This is a genomic window from Arthrobacter bussei (genome assembly GCF_009377195.2).
Lineage (GTDB): Bacteria > Actinomycetota > Actinomycetes > Actinomycetales > Micrococcaceae > Arthrobacter_D > Arthrobacter_D bussei.
In genome coordinates, this window is record NZ_VJXX01000028.1 from 1 (window position 1) to 286 (window position 286).

Sequence of the window (286 nt, forward strand, 5' to 3'; positions counted from 1 at the left end):
GACCTTGTCCCGTACTTCTCGGATCACCTTCGCTGCACGCGCATCGTTTCCGGTGTAGAGGCGGTCGAGTTGCGCAAGGTCATAATTCCATGGTGTCCTTCCGGAGAGTTCGACGGACTTCGGAGTTATCTGTGGCAAGTGGTCGAGGTGGAGTTGAAGGGCTCGTCTGGCGCGGCTGAGCGGGAGCCGGAACGCGACCGGTGAGATGCCGAGTACCGCGGCTGCTTGTGGTGCTTTGAGTTCCTCGAGGACCGCAAGACCCAGGGTTTCTTGATGGACTGCCGAG

The 286-nt window shown here is 60.1% G+C and carries 1 protein-coding gene; it reads left to right on the forward strand.

The window, feature by feature from the left end:
- Positions 1 to 204, forward strand: a 204-nt coding sequence (locus tag FNH21_RS16945) for a hypothetical protein (protein ID WP_206687082.1), incomplete at its 5' end; no start/stop codon positions are given.
- Between the last annotated feature and the right edge of the window lie 82 nt (positions 205 to 286).